Origin of the sequence: Curtobacterium pusillum (genome assembly GCF_013359865.1) — a bacterium.
GTDB lineage: Bacteria > Actinomycetota > Actinomycetes > Actinomycetales > Microbacteriaceae > Curtobacterium > Curtobacterium pusillum.
Genome location: NZ_JABMCE010000059.1, coordinates 1 through 20,361 on the forward strand (window position 1 = coordinate 1; position 20,361 = coordinate 20,361).

At 73.9% G+C, this 20,361-nt stretch carries 21 protein-coding genes; 10 read left to right on the top strand and 11 right to left on the bottom strand.

Features of this window, described 5'->3' with window-relative positions; all coding sequences use genetic code 11:
• The 6 genes from HP507_RS04075 to HP507_RS04100 form a co-directional block, all read right to left on the bottom strand.
• Positions 1 to 810: bifunctional heptose 7-phosphate kinase/heptose 1-phosphate adenyltransferase (locus tag HP507_RS04075; RefSeq protein ID WP_254700924.1), on the bottom strand; the 810-nt coding region annotated here is incomplete at its 3' end.
• On the bottom strand, positions 807 to 1,436 hold the full coding sequence (locus tag HP507_RS04080) for a D-sedoheptulose-7-phosphate isomerase (RefSeq protein WP_175350574.1): 630 nt from the start codon (positions 1,434 to 1,436) through the stop codon (positions 807 to 809). The genes HP507_RS04075 and HP507_RS04080, both read right to left, overlap by 4 nt.
• Entirely contained in the window at positions 1,433 to 2,755 is a 1,323-nt protein-coding gene (locus HP507_RS04085; protein WP_175350575.1) for a glycosyltransferase, read from the bottom strand. Before HP507_RS04085 ends, HP507_RS04080 begins: the two co-directional genes overlap by 4 nt.
• Positions 2,752 to 3,780 (bottom strand): glycosyltransferase, encoded by a 1,029-nt coding sequence (locus HP507_RS04090; protein ID WP_175350576.1) that lies wholly within the window; start codon positions 3,778 to 3,780, stop codon positions 2,752 to 2,754. Before HP507_RS04090 ends, HP507_RS04085 begins: the two co-directional genes overlap by 4 nt.
• A gap of 56 nt (positions 3,781 to 3,836) precedes the next feature.
• Positions 3,837 to 4,922, bottom strand: a complete 1,086-nt coding sequence (locus HP507_RS04095; protein ID WP_271207022.1) for a glycosyltransferase family 9 protein — start codon at positions 4,920 to 4,922, stop codon at positions 3,837 to 3,839.
• A complete protein-coding gene (locus HP507_RS04100; protein ID WP_175350577.1) occupies positions 4,919 to 5,470 on the bottom strand; it encodes a D-glycero-alpha-D-manno-heptose-1,7-bisphosphate 7-phosphatase in 552 nt (183 codons plus the stop codon). The genes HP507_RS04095 and HP507_RS04100 overlap by 4 nt, the downstream gene beginning before the upstream one ends.
• 106 nt (positions 5,471 to 5,576) lie before the next feature.
• Here HP507_RS04100 and HP507_RS04105 point away from each other — a divergent pair, with 106 nt between their 5' ends.
• The 3 genes from HP507_RS04105 (at position 5,577) to HP507_RS04115 (ending at position 8,084) form a co-directional block, all read left to right on the top strand.
• Entirely contained in the window at positions 5,577 to 6,575 is a 999-nt protein-coding gene (locus HP507_RS04105; RefSeq protein WP_175350655.1) for a glycosyltransferase family 9 protein, read from the top strand.
• Positions 6,576 to 6,625: 50 nt separating this feature from the next.
• Entirely contained in the window at positions 6,626 to 6,982 is a 357-nt protein-coding gene (locus HP507_RS04110; protein ID WP_175350578.1) for a PRC-barrel domain-containing protein, read from the top strand.
• Positions 6,983 to 7,100: 118 nt separating this feature from the next.
• Positions 7,101 to 8,084: an SGNH/GDSL hydrolase family protein gene (locus HP507_RS04115; protein ID WP_175350579.1), complete on the top strand. Its 984-nt coding sequence runs from the start codon at positions 7,101 to 7,103 to the stop codon at positions 8,082 to 8,084.
• 33 nt (positions 8,085 to 8,117) lie between these two features.
• On the opposite strand, the gene HP507_RS04120 is transcribed toward HP507_RS04115, so the two are convergent.
• Positions 8,118 to 8,960, bottom strand: a complete 843-nt coding sequence (locus HP507_RS04120) for a universal stress protein (RefSeq protein WP_175350580.1) — start codon at positions 8,958 to 8,960, stop codon at positions 8,118 to 8,120.
• Positions 8,961 to 9,055: 95 nt separating this feature from the next.
• Here HP507_RS04120 and HP507_RS04125 point away from each other — a divergent pair, with 95 nt between their 5' ends.
• A complete protein-coding gene (locus HP507_RS04125) occupies positions 9,056 to 9,517 on the top strand; it encodes an NUDIX hydrolase (protein ID WP_175350581.1) in 462 nt (153 codons plus the stop codon).
• Positions 9,518 to 9,628: 111 nt separating this feature from the next.
• On the top strand, positions 9,629 to 11,674 hold the full coding sequence (locus HP507_RS04130; RefSeq protein ID WP_175350582.1) for an MSCRAMM family protein: 2,046 nt from the start codon (positions 9,629 to 9,631) through the stop codon (positions 11,672 to 11,674).
• Positions 11,675 to 11,758: 84 nt separating this feature from the next.
• Here HP507_RS04130 and HP507_RS04135 read toward each other — a convergent pair whose 3' ends face one another.
• Positions 11,759 to 13,123, bottom strand: coding sequence for an MFS transporter (locus tag HP507_RS04135; RefSeq protein WP_175350583.1), 1,365 nt, complete (start codon positions 13,121 to 13,123; stop codon positions 11,759 to 11,761).
• A gap of 246 nt (positions 13,124 to 13,369) precedes the next feature.
• Positions 13,370 to 14,239, bottom strand: coding sequence for a hypothetical protein (locus tag HP507_RS04140; RefSeq protein ID WP_175350584.1), 870 nt, complete (start codon positions 14,237 to 14,239; stop codon positions 13,370 to 13,372).
• A gap of 91 nt (positions 14,240 to 14,330) precedes the next feature.
• Between HP507_RS04140 and HP507_RS04145 the strand changes: the two genes are divergently transcribed.
• Positions 14,331 to 14,534 (top strand): hypothetical protein, encoded by a 204-nt coding sequence (locus tag HP507_RS04145; protein ID WP_175350585.1) that lies wholly within the window; start codon positions 14,331 to 14,333, stop codon positions 14,532 to 14,534.
• 31 nt (positions 14,535 to 14,565) lie between these two features.
• On the opposite strand, the gene HP507_RS04150 is transcribed toward HP507_RS04145, so the two are convergent.
• Positions 14,566 to 15,303, bottom strand: a complete 738-nt coding sequence (locus tag HP507_RS04150) for a YidC/Oxa1 family membrane protein insertase (protein ID WP_175350586.1) — start codon at positions 15,301 to 15,303, stop codon at positions 14,566 to 14,568.
• Positions 15,304 to 15,362: 59 nt separating this feature from the next.
• The gene (locus tag HP507_RS04155) at positions 15,363 to 15,647 is read right to left on the bottom strand and encodes a DUF6412 domain-containing protein (protein ID WP_175350587.1); all 285 of its coding nucleotides are present in this window, start codon (positions 15,645 to 15,647) and stop codon (positions 15,363 to 15,365) included.
• Between the two features lie 67 nt (positions 15,648 to 15,714).
• Between HP507_RS04155 and ybaK the strand changes: the two genes are divergently transcribed.
• From ybaK to HP507_RS04175, 4 genes are all read left to right on the top strand, one after another.
• A complete protein-coding gene (ybaK, locus tag HP507_RS04160; protein ID WP_175350588.1) occupies positions 15,715 to 16,200 on the top strand; it encodes a Cys-tRNA(Pro) deacylase in 486 nt (161 codons plus the stop codon).
• A gap of 95 nt (positions 16,201 to 16,295) precedes the next feature.
• The gene (locus tag HP507_RS04165; RefSeq protein WP_175350589.1) at positions 16,296 to 18,890 is read left to right on the top strand and encodes an ATP-dependent Clp protease ATP-binding subunit; all 2,595 of its coding nucleotides are present in this window, start codon (positions 16,296 to 16,298) and stop codon (positions 18,888 to 18,890) included.
• A gap of 596 nt (positions 18,891 to 19,486) precedes the next feature.
• Positions 19,487 to 19,720 (top strand): hypothetical protein, encoded by a 234-nt coding sequence (locus HP507_RS04170; RefSeq protein ID WP_175350590.1) that lies wholly within the window; start codon positions 19,487 to 19,489, stop codon positions 19,718 to 19,720.
• Between the two features lie 82 nt (positions 19,721 to 19,802).
• Positions 19,803 to 20,345, top strand: coding sequence for an adenine phosphoribosyltransferase (locus HP507_RS04175; RefSeq protein ID WP_175350591.1), 543 nt, complete (start codon positions 19,803 to 19,805; stop codon positions 20,343 to 20,345).
• The last annotated feature ends 16 nt before the right edge of the window (positions 20,346 to 20,361 follow it).

The window sequence follows — 20,361 nt, forward strand, 5'->3', positions numbered from 1 at the left end:
GGCGGCGAGGGCGACGGCGACGCTCGCGGCGAGCCGGTCGCCGGCGCCGCAGGGGTCGCCGGCGGTCACCGACGGTGCGGGGACGAACCGGTTGCCCGTGCGGCCGTCGGCGACCAGTGCACCCCGGTCGCCGAGCGTGACGGCGACGGCGTCGACGTGCCAGCGCTCGAGGAGGGCCTCGGCGGCCTCGGTCGCGAAGGGCACGCCCTGGCCGCTCAGGCCCGTGAACCCCTTGGCCTCGGCAGCGTTCGGCGTGGCCACGGCGATCCCTGGCACCGGCTCGGCGCCCTTGGGGTGCGGGTCCCAGACGACGGGCACGCGCTCCGCGGCCCGGCCGATCGCTTCGCGCAGGCTCGGTGCCGCGGCCACCCCGCGGCCGTAGTCGGCGACGACGACCGCGTCGACGTCCCCGAGCGCGGCGCTCATCGCGTCGGTGGTCTCGGGCACGGGCGGGGTGCCGCAGCCCTCGTCGATCCGGACGAGGGCGTGGTCGACGACGCGCACGCGGGTCTTCACCGGCGTCGGGACCCCGGACGGACCGGCGACGACCGTGACGTCCGGCAGCAGGTCGCGGATCTCGGTGGCCCGGGCGTCGTCGCTCAGCACCGTGACGAGGGTGACGTCGTGACCGTCGCGCGCGAGCATCGTCGCCACGAGACCGGCCCCGCCGGCACGGTGGTCGTCGGTCCGGACGTCGACCACGGGCACGGGGGCGTCCGGGCTGAGCCGTTCGCTCGTGCCCGAGACGTCCACGTCCAGCAGGGTGTCGCCGACGACCGCGATGCGGAGCCGCTCGGTGCCGCGGCTCATCGGCGGCCGCCCCGGCCGCCGCGGAGGGCGGGCTCCATCGCGCGGCACAGCGCGTGCACGAGCACGAGCTGCGCCTCCTGCACGTTCGCGGAGGGACCGTCGATGCAGATCGCGTCGTCGACCGCCTCGGCGAGGGGGTTCGGGCGCGGGCCGGTCATCGCGATCGCCCGGGCCCCGACGGCGCGGGCGGCCGCGGCGGCGCGGAGGAGGTTCGGGCTCTTCCCGCTCGTGGACAGCAGGACGACGACGTCACCGGCGCGGGCGTGCGCCGACACCTGACGGGCGAACACCTCGTCGTACCCGTAGTCGTTCCCGATGGCGGTCACGGCCGAGGTCTCGGCGTGCAGGGAGATCGCCGAGTACGCGGGCCGGTCGTCCTGGAAGCGACCCGTCAGCTCGGACGTGAGGTGCTGCGCCTCGGCGGCGGACCCGCCGTTGCCCGCGGCGAGCAGCCGTCGGCCGGCGACGAGCCGCGCGGCGATGTCGTCCGCCCAGTCCGCGATGTGGTCCTTGTGGTCGACGAGGGACGCGATGACCGGCACGGACGCGGCGACGTGGTCGAGGACGACCCGCGCGCTCCCGGTGGTGGTGTGCTCGTCGACCCCGGTCTGCTGGTCGATGGTCATCGTGCTGTCCTCTCCGTCGACTGCGCGGCACGGGCGACCCGGCCGGCGTGGGTGGTGCGGGGGCGGGCGGTCGCCGGGGTGGCGGTGACCGCGCCGGTCCCGGCGAGGAGACGTTCGTAGACGCGCTCGCTGTCCGCCGCGACCTTCTGCCACGTGTAGCGGGCCTCGGCACGTTCCCGTCCGGCACGGCCGTAGGCCTCGCGCCGCTCCGGGTCGTCGAGCAGCGCCCCGACCGCCGCGGCGACCGCCCGCTCGTCGCGCGGCGGGACGTGCAGCCCCGTCGCGTCCTCGACGACGGTGTCGATCAGACCGCCGACGCTCGACGCGACGACCGGTCGACCGCACGCCATCGCCTCGAGGGGCACGATCCCGAACGGCTCGTACCACGGGGCGCACACGACGACGTCGGCGCTCCGGTACACGGCGGGCATGTCGCGCTGTCCGAGCTGGCCGCGGAAGGTCACGTGGTCCCGGACGCCGAGCGACCGGGCGAGGGCGTCGAGCCGCTGGTACTCGGGGTCGTCGGGGAGGTCGGCACCGGCGACGCCGGCCCCGCCCACCACGACGAGCTCGACGTCGCGTCCGGCGTGGACGAGCTCGGCGAGCGCCGCGATGGTCGTCCCGACGCCCTTGCGCCGGACGAGTCGCGAGGCGGAGAGCACCCGGAACGGACGCGTCCGGTCCTCGACCGGGCCGTCGGGCCGGAAGAGCGAGGTGTCGACCCCGCAGGGGACGACCGAGATGCGGTGCAGCGGAACGCCGAGCGACTTGAGCTCGAAGGCCTCGTCCGAGCACGTCGCCACGACCTGGTCGACGCTCCGCCCGACGGCGGGCTCGATCCACTCGCGCTCGGCGGGGCTGGTGTCCGCGGCGCCCTGGTGTCGGCGCTTCACGACGCCGAGCGCGTGGAAGGTCTGCACGACGGGGATGCGGACGCCGCCGGTGCGGGCCTGCACCTGGGCGACCGCCTCGAGCGCGGCGTGGCCGGACATCCAGAAGTGCCCGTGCACGACGTCGGGCCGGTCGACGAACCACTCGGCGGCCAGCACCGACGCGAACGTGCCCATGTACGGGAAGAGCTCGTCCTTCGGCACCGCGCGGGCCGGACCGGCGTCGACGTGCACGACCTCGACCCCGGGCCGGAGCAGCACCCGCACGGGCTGTGCGGCGTCGTCGCGCCGCGTGTACACGGTGACCTCGTGGCCGCGGTCGGCGAGCGCCCCGGACAGTTCCGCCACGTGGACGTTCTGCCCACCTGCGTCGACTCCGCCGAGCACGGCGAGCGGGCTCGCGTGCTCGGACACCATCGCGATCTTCATCGCAGACTCCCTTCGAGTGCGGCTCCCGCCGCTCGGTTCCCCCGCGCCTCGCGCGCTCCCCGCTTTCCACGCCCGCCACGTGTGACGGCGTCGTCGAGCAGGTCGTCCCAGTCGGCGGTGAACCGGCCGAGCGCGTGCCGCGCCAGCGCGGCCTCACGGGCGACGGCACCCCGTCGTCGCGCCTCCTCGGGGTCCTCGAGCAGCGTCCTGGAGGCCCGCACCAGCTCGTCGACGTCCGTCGCGATCGCGCCGGCCTCGCCGGGCACCGTGCGGGCCGCGTCCGTGGTGGCGAGCACGAGCACCGGCATGGCCATGTGCATCGCCTCGATGAGGGAGAGGCCGAGGGACGTCCAGCGGTTCGGGTGCACGTAGGCGCGTCGCTGGGCGAGCGCGGCGTGCATCGGGTCGGCGGGCACGTCGCCGCGGGCGACCACGCGGTCGCCGAAGCCGAGCTCCGGCAGCCGGTCGGTGCCCATGCCCCACACGTCGACCGGGGCCACGGCGGCGAACCGGGGGAGCAGGTCGGTGCCGACGACGCGGTTCCGCCGGACGGGTTCGTTGATGACGACACCGAAGCGGTCGAGGGTCCCGGTGTAGATCGGCCCGGGATCGACGACGCCGTGCTCGACGACGGTGGTCCGGGTGGACCCGCAGTCCCACATGAGGGCGTTCCAGTGCGTCACGTGCGCGATCGTCATGTCGTCCCGGTCCCGGAAGGGGTGCAGGCTGTTCGGCACGTCGGCCCGGGGCGCGTTGTGCTCGACGAACACCATCGGCACGTCCCGGCCGCCGAGCAGACGCCGTGCCTCGTCGAACTCCTCGGTGCGCTGCAGGACCACCACGTCGACCTCGGCCTCGGCGATCGCCGCGGGGTCGATCTCGATCGCGGAGACGGGCCAGTCACGTCCGCCGCGACCGAGTCCCCAGGCGTCGCGCGCCGGGGTGGTCGGGATGAGGTACTCGTGCGGGCCGCGGACGAAGGCGTCCATCCAGCCGCCGTGCACGTGCCACACGAGGATCCGCATGCAGGGCCTTTCGTCGGGGTCGGGAGCAGGAGGAGAAGGAGAAGCAGTGGCGCACGCTACGCAGGAGCTTCTGATGCTCTCCGCAGACTTCTGTGCTCCATCCGCGAAGCGCGGTCGAGGAGCCGGTCGTGGGCTGCGAGGACGTCCTCGACACGCACGGTGGACAGGCACGGATGCCCGGGGACGGGACACTCGCGGGCGCGGCTGAGGCGGCACGCGGCGCCCTGGTCGCCGAGCAGTTCGACGAGCGGGCCGTACGGCGCCCACTTGACCGCGGGGACCACGGGGGAGAACAGGCTCACGACGGGGGCTCCGACGGCGGCGGCGAGGTGCGCCGGCCCGGTGTTGCCGACGACGACGACCTCGGCGGCCGCCAGCACCGCGGCGAGTTCGGCGGGGTTCGTCCGTCCGCCGAGGTCGATGCCGGTGTCCCCGGCGACCGACGCGGTGAGCGCCACCTCGCCGGGCGATCCCGTGACGACGACCGGGATCCCGCGTTCCGCGTAGGCGGCGACGAGCGCACGGTGGTGGGTCTCCGGCCACGAGCGCGCCGGGACGCTCGCGCCGGGGTGCACGACCACGTACCTGCCCAGACCGGCCACGGCGGCCGGCGGCTCGGCGTCGAGACGCACGTCGAGCCTCCCGGCATCCCCCGGGGGCAGGCGGAACCCGGCCGCCTCGGCGATCCGCAGCGCGCGCTCCGGTTCGGGGAGTTCCTCCGGCAGGTCCTCGCCTGGGCGCAACCGGACGTCCAGGAGCGAACCGGGGTGGTCCACCGAGGCACCGGTGATGCGCGGGACGCCGGCGAGCCGGAGCAGCAGTGCGACCGGCAGGGGCGACTGGTGGAACGACGTGAGGACGACGGCCTCGTCGGGCTGCACCTCGGTGACGAGTGCCCGGAACTCGCCGAGCAGCGCGTCGTCGATCGGCCGGGCGGTCTCGGTCACCCACGGGGCCGCCCAGACCCGCACCCGGTCGACGCCGGGCAGGAGGTCGGCGGCCGGGGACCCCTGCGGACCGCACAGCATCGTCACGTGGGACGCCCCGGCGGCGACGGCGCGGACGGCGGGTCCGGCGACCAGGACGTCGCCGAAGGAGTCGAGCCGGACGACGAGGACTCGCGGCGGCACGGTGTCGTTCACGAGAGCACCGCGTCGACGTGCGCGAGCACGAGCGCGACGGCCTCGTCGAGGGTGGCGGCGACCGTGGGCGCCGCGTCCACCTCCTCCTGCCGGGTACGCGGCGTCGGCACCATGACGGCCTGCGCGCCGGCGGCCAGCGCCGCTCCGACGTCCGCGCCGATGTCCCCGACGACGACGAGGTCCTCCGGCGCCACCCCGAGCCGGTCGGCCGCCTCGAGCACCATCCCGGGTCGTGGTTTCCGGCACCCGCACCCGTCGCCGGCGTCGTGCGGGCAGACGCACCACACGTCGAACGGTCCGACGAGTTCGTCGACGCGCGCGTTCGTGGCGTCGACCTGTTCCCGGGTCGCCATGCCCTTCGCCACGGCCGACTGGTTCGTGACGACCCCGAGCAGCAGCCCCGCGGCGCGAGCGCGCTCGACCGCACGGTGCGCCCCGGGGACCGGCACGACACGGTGCGGGTCGGCGTTGTACGGGACGTCGATGACGAGGGTGTCGTCACGGTCGAAGAGCAGGCCGCGGATGACGCGGTCCGGTGCGAGAGCCATGCTCCATGGATACCGGGCCGGCTCCCGGCGCGCCCGCAGGAAGCCCCGTCGAGCGCGCTCCCCGGGTCCGGGGGCTAGCGTCGGCGCGGTGACCGCCGTCGACACCATGCCCCCGTCCGACGGGCGCCCCGAGCTGCTCGTGCTCCGCGCCATCAAGCTCGGCGACCTGCTCGTCGCCGTACCGGCCCTGCACGCGCTCCGCCGCGCCTTCCCGGACCACCGCATCACCCTCGCGACCACCGCGTGGCTCGCGCCCGTCGTCGAGCTCGTGCCCGACGTCGACGTGCACCTCGCCCAGCACGGACTCGACCACCCGATCGGGGCCCGCGCGGGGACGGTCGACGTCGCGGTGAACCTGCACGGGGCCGGACCCGAGTCGTCCGACCTCGTCGCCGCCCTCGGTGCCCGACGGGTGATCGGTCACGCGGATCCGTCGCACGGCTTCGACGGTCCCGCCTGGCCCGAGGGCGGGCACGAACGGGAGCGCTGGACGCGTCTGCTCGAGTGGCACGGCATCGCCGCCGACCCGGAGGACGTCGCGATCGCACGGCCGGCCGGTCCTCCGGCCGTGGACGGTGCCGCGGTCGTGCACGTCGGGGCCTTCCACGGTGCGCGGCACTGGCCGACGGACCGCTTCGGCGACGTGGTGCGCGGGTTGCGCGAGCGCGGTCTCGACGTCGTCCTGACGGGAGGCGCGGACGACGTCGAGCGCGCCGCCGCCGTCGCGCAGGCGGCCGGGCTGGCGCCGGAGGCGGTGCTGGCCGGTTCCCTGGGGCTGCAGGAGTTCGCGGGCGTGATCGCCGCGGCCCGGCTCGTCGTCACGGTCGACACGGGCGCCGCCCACCTGGCCTCGGCGTACGGGATCCCGTCGGTCGTCGTGTTCGGTCCCGCTCCGCCCGAGGCCTGGGGGCCGCCGGCATCCGGACCGCACGTGGTGCTGACCGACGCCTCGGTGCGCCGCGGTGACGTCTTCGCCGAGGACCCGGATCCGGCGCTGCTCGCGGTCGGCGTGGCGGACGTGCTGTCCGCCGTCGACGGACTGGGTGTGACGACGTCCGCGAACGGCGCCGGCACGGCTGTGACCGGGGGACTCGTCGGCCGGTAGCGTCGGCCGGGAGCCGCCCGGAGGCGCCGGGTGCTCACGAGGAGGCGCACGTGTTCGAAGCCGCGAACATCCGGGACTGGATCGGCCTGCCGGTCGTCGACGAGACCGACGACAAGGTCGGCACGCTCGAGAGCATCTACTACGACACGGCGACCTCGGAGCCGGCCTTCGGGGCGGTGACGACCGGGCTCGTCGGGTTCCAGAAGCTCCTGTTCGTGCCGCTCGTGGGTGCACTCGTCGCGCCGAAGCACCTCCGTGTCGCGTACCCGAAGAAGCTCGTGAAGGACGCCCCGACGATCTCGACCGACGGGGAGCTCGACGCCGGACTCGAGCCGGAGATCTACCAGCACTACGGACTCGAGTACCGCACCGGCAGCGGGGGAGAGCGCCGACTCGGCCGACGCTGAGGACGGACCCACTAGCCTGGTCGGTCCGACCCGTCCCCGGAGGCCGACCCTGATCCGTTCTGTCCGTTCGACGCTGCTCGCCGCGGCGGCGGCGCTCGTCGTGCTCGCGGGGTCGCTCGTGGGGGGCGGCACCGCGACGGCGGCGCCGATGTGGCCGGTCCCGGCGCCGTACCCGTCGAGCACCGACCCGCAGGAGGCCCTCGCCGGCCTGCCCGCCGGCAGCGAGTACGTCGCACTGGGCGACTCCTACTCCGCCGGATACGGGCTCTCCGACCCGACGCGGCTGCCGACCGCTGCGTGCGGCCAGTCCGGGCAGGACTACCCCCACCGGATCGCGGCGCGGTTCGGTCTCGCGCTGACGGACGTCACCTGCGGTGGAGCGACGAGCGAGGACGTCACGAGCGGGCACCAGTTCAAGGGCGTGCCGCCGCAGATCCGCTCCCTGTCCGCGCGGACGCGGCTGGTGACCCTGACGATCGGTGGGAACGACGCCGACCTGTTCGGCACCGCGGCGTCGTGCCTCGCGCTCTCCGCGAAGGGCCCGGTGTTCTCCGGACGCGATGCACCGTCGTGCCGGAGCACGCTCGTGCAGGACGGCGAGGACCAGCTCGGCGTGAAGATTCAGTCACGCGTCGCACTCGGCATCGCCGACACCCTGGCCGCGGTGAAGCGGGCAGCGCCGAACGCGGTGATCGTGTTCCTCGGCTACCCGGCGATCTTCCCCGACGCCGATCACACCCCGAAGGGCGGCTGCTTCCGGTCGGCGCTCGACCTCGGCACGCTCACCGGCTCGTTCCCGTCGAACTCGTACCCCTTCACGAACACCGACGTCCGGTACCTGCACGGGGTGCAGGCGGCGCTCAACGACGTGTCGGAGTCGGCTGCCCGCGCCGCCGGGGTCCGGTTCGTCGACGTGTTCTCGAGCACCGAGGCACACTCGGCGTGCGCCACGACGAAGCCCTACGTCTCGGGTGTGTCCCTCGACGGCGCGGGCGACCTCCGTCGCATCGACCTGGAACCGGGGGCGCTGCACCCGAACATGCGCGGTGTCGCGTACCTCACCAAGCGCGTGGCGGCGGCGACGCGAGACCTCGTCGGCTGACGGTCCAGGCACGGGCCGTCGGGGTCGTTCACGTCAGGCGCTGACGCCGACCGGCTCGCTGTGCGCCGCCGGGGGGACGACGCACACGGGCGATGCCGTCTCGCGCAGGACGTCGTGCAGGACGGACCCCGACATCGCCTTCACGTGTCCGAGGCCGAGCACCACGAGCGACGCCCGGCGGGTGTGCGAGGCGATGGCGTGCCCGGGGTGTCCCTCGACGAGCAGCGGGTGGAAGCGGACGTCCGGGTGGCGCGCGGTGAGTTCGGCCGTCACGCGTTGCAGGAGTTCGGCGTTGCGGGTGCGCCAGCGCATCGGCTCCTCGGCGAAGTCGGTCAGCCCCGTGCGGGTCAGCACCGGCATCTCCCATGCCCGGAGCAGGGTCACGCGGCGGTGCCGGCGGCGGGCCTCGTCGACCGCGATCGCGACGGCCCGTTCGTCGACGGGGTCCTCGACCGCGAGGACGACGTCCCCGTCGATCGGGTGCGGCCCGTCGGGGACGACGACCGTCGGCACCGCGGCGCGCTCGGCGACGCGTGCCGGGTCCCCGCCGGCGGTGGACCCGCGGCGGCTCCGGAAGGTGCCGATGACGAGCAGGTCGCCGTCGTCGGACTCCTCGACCAGGGCTGCTGCGAAGGGCCCGGCGTGACGCCGGACCTCGATCCGGGCGTCCGGCAGCGCCTCGCGCGCGGCGTCCGCCACGACGTCGGCCACGGGCCTGCCGTCCGGGCCGGTGCGCCCCTCGATCGCCGGGTCGACCCCGATCACCCGGACGCGGTCGATGTCCGGGCCGAGCCGCGCGGCGACCCAGCGCAGGGCTTCCTCGTGCGGCTTCGCCGCGTCGGCGGCCAGCGTGACCGTCGTCCACCGTTCGTCCATCCCGATCGACCTCCTCGTCCGGGGTCCTCCGGGGCGTCGTCATGGCGCTCCTCGGGTTGCAAACTACTCCCGCACGACGTGCGTAGCCTCGGGGCGTGGTGCTGAGCGCGGGACTCCTGCTGTACCGGGTCGACGCTGCCGGGGTGCAGGTGTGGATCGCGCACATGGGCGGTCCGTTCTGGCGCAGGCGCCCGCGGGCGTGGTCGATCCCGAAGGGCCTGGTCGAGGGTTCCGAGGAGCCGCTCGCCACCGCGCGGCGGGAGTTCGCGGAGGAGATCGGTGCGCCGGCGCCGGAGGGGCCGGTCACGGACCTCGGCGAGCACCGGCAGGCGTCCGGGAAGCGCGTGCGGGTCTTCGCGCTCGAGGCGCCCGGGTTCACGGTCGACGCCGTCCGGTCGAACACGGTCCGACTCGAGGTCCCGCGGGGGTCCGGGCGGTTCGTCGACGTGCCGGAGGTCGACGACGCGCGGTGGGTGCCGGTCGACGAGGCGCGGACGATGGTGGTCGCCGGGCAGGTGAGCGCACTGGACGCCCTGGTGGAGCTGCTGCCGTCGTGATCGCGACCGTCCCGCATCACGTTCGCATCTCGTCGTGGACCTCCGCCGCGTTCTGTGGCTAGCCTGAGCGCGCGTTGCAGTGAGGCGACGCTCGGAGCAGGGGAGTTTCGCATGCAGCGTCGGCGCGCGGTCACCGCGGGGTTGACCGGGATCGTCCTCGGTGCGGGTCTGGCGATCGGGGGCGCCACGAGCGCGTCCGCGGCACCGGCCGGGCACTGGGGCACCTTCACACTCAGCGGATCGAGCAGGGACTACACGGGCACGATGACGCTGCCCGGGTTCCCGGACACCACGTTCACCTCGGACTCCCGCCAGTCCACCGTGATCAGCGGTGCCTCGACGTGGCAGGGCCCCTCGACCGGTCCCGGGGCGGCGTACGGCTCCAGCCGCAACAACACCTACATCAACCAGCGCCCCAACGCGGACTCGCCCAGCGCCGCCGCCGCATCGACCACGACCTACACCTTCGCCGATCCCACGCCCGGCAACGGCAGCTGGTCGTTCGTGCTCGGCGACATCGACGCCGACCAGGCCACCATCGCGGCGACGGTGCAGGGCGGCGGCGCTGCGACGGCAGCGGACCTCGGGTACCAGGGCTCGTACAACTCCTGCTCGTCCGTCTCGCCGGGCGGTTGGTCCTGCCCCGCCGACCCGGGTGGCGTCCCCGCGGGTCAGGACGCCCCGACCTGGGACGCGGCGACGCGCACCCTCACGGGGAACGCGGCGGCGAACGACACTTCGGGCGCGACCGCCTGGTTCACGCCGACCGCGTCGCTCACGAGCCTGACGATCACGTACCAGCAGCGCAGTGGCTTCCCCGTCTACCAGACCTGGTTCGCGAACCGCACCGCGGCGATCACCGGCACGGCGACGCTCGACGGCACACCGATCCCGGGCGCGACGGTGACCGTGACTGCTCCGCGCGGCACGGTGTACACCACCACGACGGCTGCGGACGGCACGTACTCGTTCCCGAGTCTGCCGGTGATCGCCAACTACCGGGTCGAGATCACACCCCCGCCGAGCGCCGCTGGGACGTCTGCACGGACCGGGGTCTCGCTGGCGTCCGCGACCGCGCCCGGAGGGGTCGACCAGGTCGTCGACTTCCCGTTCACCACGCCTGCCGGCACGGTCTCGGTGATCGGCACCGTGACCGACGCAGCCGGACACCCGGCGTCGAACGTCCCCGTGGTCATCACCGACGTGGGCGGCACGACGCTCGTCGACACCACGACGAACAGCGACGGCGTCTACACCGGGTCGGACCTCCCGCCGGGCACCGGACTCGAGGTCTCCGTCGGCGGGGGAGTCCCGACGGCGATCACCACGGGCGACGCCGGCGACGCCCCGACGCCGATCGACGCCATCGTGGCCCCGCCGTCGGTCGTCGCGACCGTGACCGGTGTGGTCAGCCTGGACGGATCACCCGTCCCCGCCGGACACGTCGTGGACCTGCTCGACGGCGACACCGTCGTGGCGTCGACGACCACCGACGCGGACGGCCGGTACACCTTCTCGACGGTCGCGGGGACGTACTCGGTGCGGACCACGGTGCCGACGCCCGGTGCGACGGGAGCGACCTCGAACACGGGGGTCACCGCCACCGCCGGCGGGACCGCCCAGTCCGACCTGCCGTTCGCGACCCCCGCCGCGCCGGCCGTCATCACCGTCGACCAGCCGGGCACGGTGACCGAGTCGAACGGCGTCCCGGTCGCGGGCATCGACGTCGTCGCGACCCCGACCGACGCGGACGCCGGCGCGCCGGTGCGGACCACGACCCGGGCGGACGGCACGTTCGACCTCACCGGCCTCGCGCCCACCTCGGAGTACACCGTCGAGGTCGACGGCGCGGACCCGCTGACGATCACCACGCCGGAGAGCGGCACGGCCACGGCACTGGCCATCACCGTGCCGGCCGCGGTGGTCACCCCGCCCCCGTCGCCGACCCCCTCGGCATCCGCGTCGGCCGGGGGCGGCTCCGGGACGACGCCCGTGGCCTCGGACGGCGGCTCGACGACCGGTGGGGCGCTGGCCTACACCGGTGCCGACCTGACCCCGGGGCTCATCGCGGCGGGCGTGCTCGTGCTCCTCGGCGCCGGACTGCTGACGTTCCGCGCGGTGCGCAACCGTCGGCGGACGTCCCACCTGCAGGACTGACGACACGGCGAAGGGGCGGGCCCGGCGCTGCCGGACCCGCCCCTCGTGTTCGCCGGCCGCGCCCGCGGACCCCGACGCCTCGGGTCAGCGGCGGCGACGCGTGGGCACCGAGGCCGTGGCCACGACGACGGAGCCCGTGAGGGTCTGGATCGCCCGCGACACGACCGGCACCGAGGTCGTGACGACCGCCAGCGACGACGTGATCGCCTCCATCGAGGACGTCGACAGGTGCTCCTGCACGTGCGAGTGCACCGGGAAGCCTCGACGCGCCGCGAGGACCACCCCGAGCGAGCCGAGCAGCACCGCGGCGCCGGCGAACGGCATGAACTGCAGCCCGACCGCTCCGAGCGCCTGGCCGCCGATCGCGGCGCCGCCCGCGATGCCGATGTTGGAGGCACCGTTGATGAGCGCCCCCGCGATGTCCGGGGAGACGCCCCCGGTGCGGATCGCGGCCGCCATGAACAGCGTGCCGGTCGTGCCGTTCGCCGCCATCCACACGCCGGCGACGGCCATCGTGCCGAGCAGGGAGCCGTGCACGAACGGCAGCACGGCGAACGCGGCGGCCATCACGGCGACGGCCGCGAGCAGCGTCTGCCGGGGCGCGCGGTCGACGAACACACCGGCGAGCCAGAGCCCGACGACACCGGTGCCGCCGAGGACGAGCAGCGCACCGCTCACCATGTCGGCGTCGAGCCCGGCGTCGATGGCGTACGGGCCGATGTACGTGTAGACGATGTAGTGCCCGGCGAAGAGGAGCAGGTCGGCCACCACGACGGAGAGCAGGCCGGTGCGGGCCCAGGCCTTCGGCGACCCGATGTGGGGCGACGAGGCCCCGCGGACGCTCGGCAGGAACAGCAGTGCGACGACGGCGAGGGCGGCGGCGGCCACGGCGACGGCACCGACCGCGGGGCGCCAGCCGATGGACTGCGCGACCCAGGTCGCCACGGGCACACCGATGACGAACCCGAGCGAGCTGCCCGAGTACACGAACGCGATCGCCCGGCCGGCGAGACGCGGCGGCACGATCCTGGTCGCGTACGCCGACGCGACCGAGAAGAACAGCGCGTGCGCCACACCGCCGACGACCCGTCCGGCGCAGACCACCGCGAACGACGGCGCGAGCGCGATCATCACGTTGGACACCGTGTACCCGACGAGGGTCGCCACGAGGACGGTCTTCCGGGGGAGCCGCGCGGTCAGCGAGGTCAGCGGGAGCGCCAGGATCGCCACCGCCGCGGCGTACACGGTGACGACGAAGCCCATCGTCGACTCGGACACGCCGAGGTCGGCGCTCATCGTGCCGAGCAGCCCGACCGGCATGAGCTCGGTCGTGATGGCGAAGAACGTCGCGAGGCCGAGGACGGCGATGCCGACGACCGACTGGCCGGTGACGGTGATCGGCCGCGTGTTCATGGACACGGCCGAGGTGGTGGTGGTGTTGGTGGACACGCTGCTGACCTCCTCCGGGGAACGGTGGAGCGCACGTTGGTGACGACGTCACGACGACGGATGTCCGGACGGTGCCGGACGGCGATGCGCGCTCACGGGTGGTGTGGATCGTGGTGTGGGTGATGTGTACGACTCCACGGCGAGTGCGCTCTTCCAGTCTTGCACGGTGCGTCGGCGGAGCGCGAGAGGGTTCACCGTGAATCTCCTCGGAGCGCTCCAACGCACGTCCGGTGAGGGCATTCCCGATCAGTTCTCGTTGGTCACCGTGCCCTGGACGCCACCGCCGCGCAGGTTCAGCGTGAGCGTTCCGCTCATCGACTGCGCCGACAGCGAGACGGAGCCGTGCAGGGCGTCCGTCCGCGGGTAGCAGGCCGACGTCGACTCGATGCGGTTCGCCGTCGCGACCAGGCAGATGGTCGACCGGTCGGTCCCGACCCCGGCCCAGACGCTCCACGGGGTGTCGAGCGAGCCGCCGTCCAGTGCGCGGTTGGTGAAGATGAGCCGCGTCGTCCGCAGGCTCACCGGCGCCTCCACCGGCCCCGGCAGCTGGTCCGCGTAGGTCTGCGGTGCGTCGAGCAGGTCCTCGAGCGTGACGGTGCCCGCGCTCGGCGACACGCTCGGCGCCGCCGCCTGCTCCGGCCGCGAGGTGCCGACGACGGTCCCGGCAGCGAACGCCACCCCGACCGCCGCCGCCACGCCGAGGCCGATCCAGACGCGCGGCCTCGTGGTCCAGAGCGCGCGGCCGACGCGCGTCCGCCATCCCGCAGGGGCCGCCTGGAGGCGCGGCGCGTCCCCGCCGTCCCCGGTCACCTCCGCCTCGTGGTGCGGTTCCCCGTCGTGCCGCGCCGCCGGGTCGTCCTCCGGGAGCACCGGGATCACCGGGACCGGCGCGGACGACGTGCCCGCGGGGGTGGGAGCCGACCGCGCGGGCGACGGGACCCGCGGGGTGACGAGGGTCGCGCCTCCAGACCGGGCCGTCCTGGAACCAGGGTGACGGCGGTGCGCGAGGTGTTCGAGCGCGACGCGCGCCCGGGCCGCCTCCGCCTCGGACGCCGCACCACCCCACGCGAGCGACTCGAGCCGTGCTCGCTCCGCTGCCACGTCGTCGTCGGCCATGCGCACTCCCGATCCGGTCGCACTGATCGACCTCATCGTCCCACCGGCATGCCGTCCGTGCCCGTCCAGTTCGAGGGCGTAGACGGGGGAGATGACCGACAAGCGCGATCCCGATCCCGAGACCCTCGAGCCGCTGAGCCACGACGCGCAGTCCGGCGAGGCCGACTACGTCGCGACGAACCCTGGCGGCGCGGGCACCGAGCGCCACGTGCCGCTCCCGGACGAGGAGCAGGGGCGCGGCACCGAGTACGACCCCGTCGACCAGGGGCCCCAGCAGGAGGGCCAGGGCGGCTGACCGCGCCCGCTGCGTGCGGGCACCGCCCCCGCTACCGGAGCACGCGTCGGAGCACCGCACGCTCGCCGAGCGTCCACGCGGCGCTCGTGACGACGTACAGCGCGGCGGCGAGCGGCGCGATCGCGGCGAACACCACCGTGACGAACGGCGCGAACCGTCCGATCGCCGCGGTGACCGCCGCTCCCGGCACGGCCGGGTCGGGTGCCGCCGCCGGGTTCCAGTGGGCGTTCGCTCGCCGGGCGAGTTCGACCACGATCGCGAGCACCACGAGCAGCAGCACGACGACCCACGCGTGCATCCACAGGGGCGAGGTCAGCGTCACCACGAGGGAGTGCCCGAGCGGGACCCCGGCGAGCGTGGCTCGGAGCAGCGCGTTCGTCGTCCCGCCGATCGACGCGTGCGTGAAGAGGGTGTACACGAGCGAGAGCACCGGGGCCTGGGCGAGCAGGGGCAGGCAGCCCGCGAGCGGGGACACCTTCTCGTCGGTGTAGAGCTCCTGCACCGCCCGCTGGAGGCGTTCGGCATCGCGGCCGTACCGCTGGCGCAGTTCCGCGACCATCGGGGCGAGGCGTCGGCGGTCCCGCTCGGCCCGCACCTGCAGGACGGCGAGCGGGACGAGCAGCGCACGCACCGCGAGCGTGAGCAGGACGACGGCGATCGCGGCGGCGAGCCCGCCGACGACGGGGGAGAGTGCCGCGGCGGTCGCGGCGACGAGTTCGGCGCCGCCGTGCAGCAGCGGCGCGATGACGGGCAGGGTGGTGAGGTCCATGACGTTCCGATCGGTTCGGTGGGAGGGGTCGCGTGTGCGGCCCGGCCACCGATCGGTGGTCAGGCCGGTGCGACCGCTCCCGGCGCCCGGGGTCGGGCGTGTCCGTCGGCGTCGGGGTGGCTCCAAGCGATCCGCGTGACCAGGTCCGCCGGAGCACCCGTCGGCGCGGTGGACCGTGCGGGCAGGAGGCCGAGCACGAGCGCGAGGACGGCGGCGACGAGGACCGCGACGGCCACGGCGCCGATGCCGAGCGCTGCCGCCGCGAGGAGCGGGACGGCACCAACCGAGGGGTCGCCGAGGACCAGCGCTGCGGTGACGCGCAGGAGCAGCTCGACGACGGTCATGGTCCGTTCAGGGTAACGCCCGCGCGCCGTCGTCCGGGAAGTGGCTGGTCAGGGCAGGATCGTGCGCATGACCGCAGGTTCGCCGAGCACCCCAGCGACCGTCGCCCTCGAGCGAGCCGGGGTCCCGTACACGCCGCACGTGTACGAGCACCACGAGACCGCCACGAACTTCGGCGAGGAAGCGGCGGCGGCCCTCGGGCTCCGCGAGGAGCAGGTGTTCAAGACCCTCGTGGTGTCGGTCGACGGCTCCCTGGCCGTGGCGATCGTCCCGGTGGCGAACCGCCTCGACCTCAAGGCCATCGCCGCTGCGGTCGGCGGCAAGAAGGCCACCCTGGCGGACCCGGCCCTCGCCGAGAAGCGCACCGGGTACGTGGTCGGCGGGATCAGCCCGGTCGGCCAGAAGACGAAGCTGCGAACCGTGGTGGACGAGTCCGCGCTCGCCTACCCGAGCATCTTCGTGTCCGGCGGTCGTCGGGGCTTCGACATCGAGGTGGCTCCCGCCGACCTGGTCCGGGTCACCGAGGCCACCGCGGCGGCGATCGCGCGGGCTTGAGTCGGGCCGCCGCAACTTTTTTCCGGGTCCGGGAATGACCCACCCCCTCCTGCGTTGCATTGAGTCGAAGGCACTCAAGTTCCCAGGAGGTCCCTTTGCCAGCAACGTTCGGCCCGACCGGCGGCAACGACTCGTTCGACGAGTTCCTCGCGCGTCTGCTCGCGGCACAGGAGACCGGGGCCCAGCGATCCGTACCGCTGGGACGCCCGGTCGACATCACGCGACTGCTCAGCCGTCGCACCCACGAGCTGCTCCAGCGCACCGCCGAGTACGCCGTGGAGCAGGGTCAGCACGAGATCGACGCCCTGCACATCCTGCACGTGCTCGTCCGCACCGACCCGTTCACCGCGGTCGTCCGGCAGGCCGGGGTCGACCCCGTCCAGCTCGCGGAGGAGATCGAGCAGCGCCTGCCGATGGCGCGCGAGCCCCGGGGCGAGCAGACCGGTCGCCCCGCGCTGACCGGCACGGCGCAGCGCATCCTGCTCGAGGCCACCCAGGCCGCGCGCGGCTTCGGCAGCACGTACACCGACCCCGAGCACGTCTTCTTCGCGCTCGTCATGGACCAGGACACCGTCACCGGGCAGCTGCTCGCGAGCGCCGGCGTCACCCCGCAGGTCATGCAGGACTACGCCCAGCAGGCCGCGGCAGCAGCACGAGAGGGGCGCCCCATGCCCGGCACGACCGAGGACGCGGCGACCCGCAGCGACTCCGGCACCCCGACGCTCGACCAGTTCGGCACCGACCTCACCGAGCGCGCCCGCGACGGACGCATCGACCCCGTGATCGGCCGCGCCGAGGAGATCGAGCAGACGGTCGAGATCCTCCTTCGTCGGACCAAGAACAACCCCGTCCTCATCGGCGAACCCGGTGTCGGCAAGACCGCGATCGTCGAGGGCCTCGCCCAGCGGATCGCCGACGGCGACGTGCCCGTGCTGCTCCAGGGCAAGCGGGTCGTGGCGCTCGACCTCGCCGGGATGCTGTCCGGCACCCGCTACCGGGGTGACTTCGAGGAGCGCCTGACGAAGGCGATGGACGAGATCGCGGCGCACGCCGACGAGCTCGTCGTGTTCGTCGACGAGCTCCACACGGTCGTCGGTGCCGGTGGTGGCGGCGAGGGCGGTTCGATGGACGCCGGCAACATCCTCAAGCCCCGGCTGGCCCGCGGCGACCTGCACATGGTCGGCGCGACCACGCTGAACGAGTACCGCCGGATCGAGAAGGACGCCGCACTCGAGCGCCGCTTCCAGCCGGTCACCGTGGGGGAGCCGGGCGTCGAGGACGCCGTGGCCATCCTCACCGGGCTCGCGCCGCGGTACGCCGAGCACCACGGCGTCGTGTACACGCCGGAGGCGCTCCGCGCAGCGGTCGAGCTCTCGCACCGCTACGTCACCGACCGGCACCTGCCGGACAAGGCCATCGACCTCATCGACCAGGCCGGTGCACGCCGCCGCCTCGCCCTGTCGGGCGACGTCGACGTCGAGGCGCTCCGCTCGCAGGTCGCGACGCTGACCGCGTCGAAGGACGCGGCGGTCGCGGAGGAGCACTACGAGGAAGCGTCGCGCCTGCGCGACGAGATCGACGGACTGGAGGCGCGGATCACCGCCGCCGGTTCCGCCGACGCCGGACGCGCCTCCCGTCAGGACGAGGTGGGCACCTCGATCACCGAAGCGGACATCGCGGCCGTCGTGTCGCGTGCCACCGGCATCCCGGCGACCCGCCTGACGCAGGGCGACCGCTCCCGGCTCGCCGGGCTCGAGGACGAACTCCACGAGCGCGTCGTCGGCCAGGACGACGCCGTGCGCGCCATCGCGACCGCGGTGCGGCGCAGCCGGACCGGCATGGGTGACCCGCGCCGACCGGTGGGCAGCTTCCTGTTCCTCGGCCCGACCGGCGTCGGCAAGACCGAGCTCGCGAAGGCCCTGGCGGGGTCGCTGTTCGGTGACGAGTCGGCGATGCTCCGCTTCGACATGAGCGAGTTCGGCGAACGTCACACCGTGTCGCGGCTGGTCGGTGCCCCTCCCGGGTACGTCGGCTACGACGAGGCCGGGCAGCTCACCGAGCGCGTCCGCCGCAACCCGTACTCGGTGGTGCTGCTCGACGAGGTCGAGAAGGCGCACCCGGACGTGTTCAACCTGCTGCTGCAGGTGCTCGACGACGGGCGCCTGACCGACGGGCAGGGCCGCACGGTCGACTTCCGGAACACGGTCGTGATCATGACGTCGAACCTCGGCTCCGAGTTCCTCGCGTCGCGCACCGGTGCGCTCGGGTTCTCCGCCTCGGCGGAAGGCGGTTACTCGGAGGAGGACCTGCGCGCTCGCGTGATGGGCAAGCTGCGCGAGTCGATGCGGCCGGAGTTCATCAACCGGATCGACGAGATCGTCCTGTTCCGCAAGCTCGACCGCTCGCAGCTGCGGTCGATCGTGTCCCTGCTGCTGCAGGACACCGCGCTCCGCCTGCTCGCCCAGGGCATGACGCTGTCGGTCGCCGACACCGCGGTGGACTGGCTCGCCGAGCACGGGTACGAGCCCGAGTACGGCGCCCGGCCGCTGCGTCGCCTCATCCAGCGCGAGGTCGACGACCGCATCGCGACCCTGGTCGTCGACGAGGCCGTGACGGACGGGGACACCGTCCGGATCGACGTGGTCGACGGTGGCCTGAGCGCGACGGTCGCGGTCCCCGCCGCGGTCTGACCGCAGCCCCACGGAACGCCCCGGTGCCCGAGCGCCGGGGCGTTTCCGCGTCCTCGGCGCCCGTCATTCCGTTCGGGAATGCAATTCCGGACGGATCTCGAGAAAGGGGTTGCGCGGGGAATGCCGGTGTGGATAGTGTTCACGAGCAGCAACACCGCGTCAGCACGAGACCGAGAGGGGGCCTGACCATGATGATCACCGCAACGACTCCGTTCCGTGGAATCCGTGTGTTCGGCGGCACCCCGATCCGGGTCCGCTGACACGGAGCGTCCCGCCTCTGTCGACACCTCTGTCCAGGCCCGCCCGCGCTGAGTTCGTCTCGCCGGGCACGGTCTGACACCTCCGTCGGTCGCGCTTCCCGCCCGCGCGATCGTCACCGTCCACGGTGACGATCCGGGGTCCGGGAATGCGACCGCGAATGTCGGTGGTCGGTGCGACGCTCCTCGTATCGGCAGCAATTCCTGACCGCACCCGCGTGCATTCTCGCGCGGGCTGCGGAATGCATTCTCGCGCATTCATCTCTCCTGCCCGTGTGCCGGGCAGTTCTCTCCTGCCCGTGTGCCGGGCAGTTCCGTCATGCCCTGAAGGGGACCACCTTGTCCACGAAGACCACAGTCCGCCCTCCCGATACCCGCGCGGTGCGTCGCCGGGTCTCGCTCTCCGACCGCATCGCGCTCCGCATCGGGATCTCCCTCATCATCTGGAGCCGGCGCACCCACCACGTGCGTCCGTCGGTCGACCACGAAACGCGCCTCCGACTCGAACGCGAGCGCGAGGCGCGAGAGGCCAAGTGGCTGATCCAGAGCGCCGCGATGCACCTCTGGCACTGACCGACGCCGTTCGGCCCGGTCTCCCCGTCGGGGACCGGGCCGACGCGTCGGGCGCACCCCGCGCCTCCCGTACCGTTGTCGAGTGACCGAAACCGCAGCTGCACTCGTCGAACGCCTGACCGCCATCGTCCCGGACTTCCCCACGCCGGGCATCCTGTTCCGCGACGTCACGCCGGTGTTCTCCGACGCGGTCGCCTTCGGCCGCGTGTGCGAGGCCCTCGCCGCACCGTTCGCCATCGGTGACGGGTTCGCCGCGGTCGCCGGCATCGAAGCACGCGGCTTCGCCCTCGCCGGCGGGATCGCCGCGCAGCACCAGGTCGGCGTGCTGACCGTCCGCAAGGCCGGGAAGCTGCCCGGCGAGGTGCTCAGCGAGCAGTACGCGCTCGAGTACGGCGAGGCCGAGCTCGAGCTCCGCCCGGGCCAGCTGCCGGCGGGTACGCGCGTGCTCGTCGTCGACGACGTCCTCGCGACGGGCGGGACGGCGGCCGCCACCGTGACGCTGCTCGAACGTGCCGGCTACGAGGCCATCGGGTTCGCCGCGCTGCTCGAACTCGACGGGCTCGCAGGCCGGGAACGCCTCGAGCCGCGCCTGCCCGTGCAGACCCTCGGCGCCGTACCGGCCTGAGCCCCGGCGTGAGCGA